This is a genomic window from Flavobacterium erciyesense (assembly GCF_018069925.1).
GTDB lineage: Bacteria > Bacteroidota > Bacteroidia > Flavobacteriales > Flavobacteriaceae > Flavobacterium > Flavobacterium erciyesense.
The window spans coordinates 1-4,835 of record NZ_JAGPXB010000028.1 but is presented as its reverse complement, the minus strand read 5'-3'; the positions used below and the strand labels follow the sequence as shown (position 1 = coordinate 4,835).

Genomic DNA, 4,835 nt, shown 5'->3' with positions numbered 1-4,835 from the left:
AAAAAACCTATCAAAATGATAAGGTTTTATCTTTTTGATAGGTTTAGTGGTAGTTTCAACCAACTTTTTAAGCTTTGGCAAAAGCGAAAAGTCGTTGTTTATTGAATGCGGTATTCTTCTAACTTTCTGTATAAAGTTGCAATTCCTATTTCTAGTAAGCGTGCCGTTTCGGCTTTATTTCCTTTGGTATAATTCAATACTTTTTGAATGTGAAGTTTCTCTACGCTTTGCATCGAAAAAGCCGACATGATTTTGTTATTATTACCCTGTTGATGCTGAATTTCATACGGTAAAACATCAGCTGTTAAGGTAAAATCATTGGCGAGAATTACGGCACGTTCTATCACATTTTTTAATTCTCGAACGTTTCCTGGCCAATGGTGTTTCTCTAAATGATGCACAAAATCGGGATCAACTGAAAGTGTTGGTTTATTCGTTTTGGCTGAAAATTGTTGGACAAAGTAGTTGGTTAATGGCGCAATATCTTTTATTCTTTCTCGCAAAGGCGGAATCGCAATTTCAAAAATATTGAGTCTAAAATACAGATCTGATCGAAATTGATGCGCTTCACTATCAGCTTTTAAATCCCGATTGGTGGCTGCAATTAGTCTGAAATTTGATTTTTTAGGCGTAGTATCTCCCAATCGAATGTATTCGTTCGTTTCTAAAACGCGTAATAATTTTGCTTGAAGTTCCAGTGGCATTTCGCCTATTTCGTCTAAAAACAATGTGCCACCATTAGCTTCTTCGATAAAACCTTTTTTATCTTTTACAGCACCAGTAAATGCTCCTACTTTATGCCCAAATAATTCGCTTTCAAGAATTTCTTTGCTAAAAGTGCTGCAGTTTAAAGCCACAAACGACTTGCCTACTCGCGTACTATTTTCGTGAATGGCTTGGGCAAAAACCTCTTTTCCGGTTCCTGTTTCGCCTGTTAAAAGTACTGTCGATTCGGTTTTAGCAACTTTTTTAGCTAAATCAATAACAAGTTCTAAACCCTTGGATTTACCTATGATGGTATCAAATGAATATTTATCTGAAATACGCTTTTCTAACTGCTGTACTTTGTTTTGAAGACTTACTTTTTCTAAAGCTTTGTGCAAAAGCGGAATAATTTTATCATTGTCATCACCTTTTACGATATAATCAAAAGCACCATTTTTCATAGCTTGAACACCATCTGAAATTTTCCCAAAGGCAGTAAGCAAAATCACTTCAACAAACGGAAAACTACTTTTTATTTTTTGAACAAAATCGACACCGTTTCCATCAGGTAATTTTACATCACAGAGCACGACATCAATAGCATTGTGTTCCAATTTTTTTAAACCAGATTGCAAGTCGGGAGCTTCTAAAACTTCAAATCCTTCTGATTTTACAATACGAGCCAGCAAACCACGTAGTTTTTCTTCGTCGTCAATAATTAAGATATTTTTCAAAATGTGGGAGATCAATTTATAAAAAACAAAATTACAGTTTTACAATGACGCTTTTGCAAAAGCATAAGGAATTTAAAAAAATGACCTTGAATCTTGCCCCTATTTTCAACTTTCTGATTGTAAAAGGAATTGAGTAATGGGTAACAATTGAGTAATTATTATACACATTAAATAAATTTAAAAACAATAAAACATTGATAATCAATTGTAAATAAAAATGGTACTGCTATTGCAAAAAGGAATTGGAGTAAACAACAAAAGCAATTACACATGAAAACGCAAACCTTACCAACAGCAAACCCAATCTTTGAAAGAACTGAAAAAACAGTTTTTACAACGCCAAAAATTTCGCAAACAGTTTTAAAAAATAGATTGGTATTGGGCACTACAATTTTGATGTTGCTCATCGGCGCATCGACAGTTTATGTATTGCAAGATGATTTTTATAATTTTAACGAAAGCAGAATGGACTCTACATTAGGTTTTACCTTTTTGATGGTGACTCTTGCGTTACTTGCCTTTAAATCAATCTACTTTTTATACACTGTATATTTGTATTTGACCTACAAACCTATCGCTTCAGTTACAGATGAACTACTTCCTACGATAACCGTTATTGTACCAGCATATAACGAAGGACATTTGGTTCACCAAACTTTATTGAGCATTGCAAGCAGCGATTTTCCAAAACATAAATTGCAGATTTTGGCGATAGATGATGGAAGTAAAGATGAAACTTGGTATTGGATGCAAAAAGCAAAACAAACCTTAGGCAATCAAATTGAAATTTTTCAGCAGCCAGAAAACAAAGGAAAACGCCATGCTTTGTACCGTGGTTTTCATTTAGGAACGGGAGACGTTTTTGTGACTATTGATAGTGATTCTATTATTGAAAAAGACACACTTCGCAACTTGGTAAGTCCTTTTGCTACGGATGAAAATTGTGGAGCTGTTGCAGGAAATGTGCGCGTATTGAACAACAAAACGGCTATTTTACCAAAAATGCTGAATGTAAGTTTTGTGATGAGTTTTGAATTTGTACGCTCTGCAGAAAGCAGATTAGGAAGCGTGTTATGTACTCCTGGCGCTTTGGCAGCCTACAAAAGAACAGCCGTTTTTAATTGTTTACCAGAATGGATCAATCAAACTTTTATGGGAACTCCATCGGATATTGGCGAAGACCGTGCTATGACCAATATGATCTTAAAACAAGGACAAAAAGTACTTTTTCAGCGTAATGCGGTCGTTTTAACAGACGTACCTGAAAAATACAAAGGTTTGTACAAAATGTTTATTCGTTGGGGACGCAGCAATGTTCGCGAAAACTTAGCAATGGCTAATTATGTTTTTACTAACTTTAAAAAAGAGTCTAAAACAGGAACTCGTTTGTTGTTTATCAACCAATTCTTGACCTTAGCGATGACTTATCCTTTTTTGTTGTTCATGTTGTTTTTTATTGCAATACATCCGTTGTTATTTGTAAGTTCAACTTTGTTAGGAATCCTGTTATTTTCAACTTTCCCAGTTCTGTTTTATGCCAAAAAATACAGTATTTCAGAATCACTCTGGGCGTACTCGTATAGTATTTTGTTTACTTTCGGATTGTTTTGGATCGCGCCTTACTCGATTGCCACAGCAGGTAAAAGCGGTTGGTTAACGCGTGAAATTGCACAGAAATAAATCCAAAAATATCTACTTGTTTACTACTATTTTAAAATCACTTGGGTTACAAATCTTTTTCTATACACCTACAAAGTCTTCTTAGCACTTAGCAAAGAAGACTTTTTTTATGCATTTCCACTACTCCTTCCCAATAATTTTTATCTTAAATTTGCCTTTCGAAAAATCTCCCAAAAGAATTTAAAACTGTATTAGATTTCGTGAAAATCAAAAGCAAAGTTTTAGTTTAGTTATTTTTACATAATACATTTTAAAACAATACTTTAAAAATATTAAAACTTGATTTCAAATCCCAAAAAATGGATTTTTTGTGCTGCATGTCAAGGTCGCGGCAAAAAAAGTAAAGGCCTTAGCGACAAAGCCAAACGCGCGTACACAAACGCGCTTCAGCAATTCGAAAAGGAATCTCGAAAAGGACCAATGCCACAACCTCCAAAAGCTCATTTGCATAGTTGTACTGTTTGTCAAGGTAGTGGAATTGTTGAAGGCGCAGCTTTTTTAACTCCTGATTACAATACCTTTCCGACTGTTGCTATAATTGGTGGTGGGATTGGCGGTGTTGCTCTTGCAGTTGCGTTGTTACACCGCGGAATTCCGTTTACTTTATACGAACGAGATATTAATTTCCAGGCCAGATCACAAGGATATGGTTTGACTTTACAACAAGCCAGTAAAGCCATTAGTAGTTTAGGAATTGAAAACCTGTCTCAAGGCATCAAATCATCAAGGCATGTTGTTCATAATACCAATGGCCAAATAATTGGCGAATGGGGTGCTCGAAAATGGCTAACAGAAGATGTGAAAAACAGTGGCAAGCGTTCCAACATTCATATTGCTCGACAAGCTTTACGTAGTGCTTTATTAGAACAATTACAAGACCATCAATCAATACAATGGAACCATCAATTGATTGGATTTAAAGACAGTGCAGATTCTGGCATTGAACTAAGCTTTCAAGTTGATGATCAAATTATAACTAAAACAGCACATCTTGTTGTTGGTGCAGACGGTATTAGAAGCACCGTGCGAAAACTGCTTTTAGGAGACCAAATCGCCCCTTTACGCTATTTGAATTGCATCGTAATTCTAGGCATTTGTTCATTAAAAGACAATCCATCTATTCAAGATTCATTGTTGGATAATGCTACTGTATTTCAAACCGCGAACGGTAACGAGCGAATTTACATGATGCCGTATGACAATGATTCGATAATGTGGCAATTTAGTTTTCCGCTGGCAGAAACAGAAGCGATTTTACTCAGCGCAAAAGGACCTGCTGCACTAAAAACTGAAGCTTTGGCGCGAATGCAATGGCACCATCCTATTCCAGCCATTATCGCTGCCACTCCTGAAAATTTAATATCTGGATATCCAGTTTACGACAGAGCTTTATTGCAAACTTCGGATTTGCATCACGATAAAATTACCCTTTTGGGAGATGCTGCCCATCCTATGAGCCCGTTTAAAGGACAAGGAGCCAATCAAGCATTACTTGATGCTGTAGCATTGGCACAAGCCATTCACTCAGGTTGTAGGGGTAACAAATCTTGGCGAGAAATAGGTTTGCGACAAGCTGTTTTACAGAAATATGAATCAGAAATGCTAAAACGAAGCGCGGTTAAAGTAGAAGATTCAGCTGCAGCCGCAAAATTTTTACATTCAGATGTGGTTCTAATGGAAGCAGACTCACCGCGAGGACGAATTTTTAAAAAAAAG

General features: G+C 36.0%; 3 protein-coding genes. 2 read left to right on the top strand and 1 reads right to left on the bottom strand.

Annotated features, from left to right (window positions below):
- Nucleotides 1–98 precede the first annotated feature (98 nt).
- Entirely contained in the window at nucleotides 99–1,442 is a 1,344-nt protein-coding gene (locus tag KBJ98_RS15130; protein ID WP_210791927.1) for a sigma-54-dependent transcriptional regulator, read from the bottom strand.
- A gap of 267 nt (nucleotides 1,443–1,709) precedes the next feature.
- On the opposite strand from KBJ98_RS15130, the gene KBJ98_RS15125 reads away from it, so the two are divergent.
- Both KBJ98_RS15125 and KBJ98_RS15120 read left to right on the top strand, forming a co-directional pair.
- Nucleotides 1,710–3,119, top strand: coding sequence for a glycosyltransferase (locus tag KBJ98_RS15125; RefSeq protein ID WP_210791925.1), 1,410 nt, complete (start codon nucleotides 1,710–1,712; stop codon nucleotides 3,117–3,119).
- Nucleotides 3,120–3,398: 279 nt separating this feature from the next.
- On the top strand, nucleotides 3,399–4,835 hold a 1,437-nt coding region (locus tag KBJ98_RS15120), incomplete at its 3' end, for an FAD-dependent oxidoreductase (protein WP_210791923.1).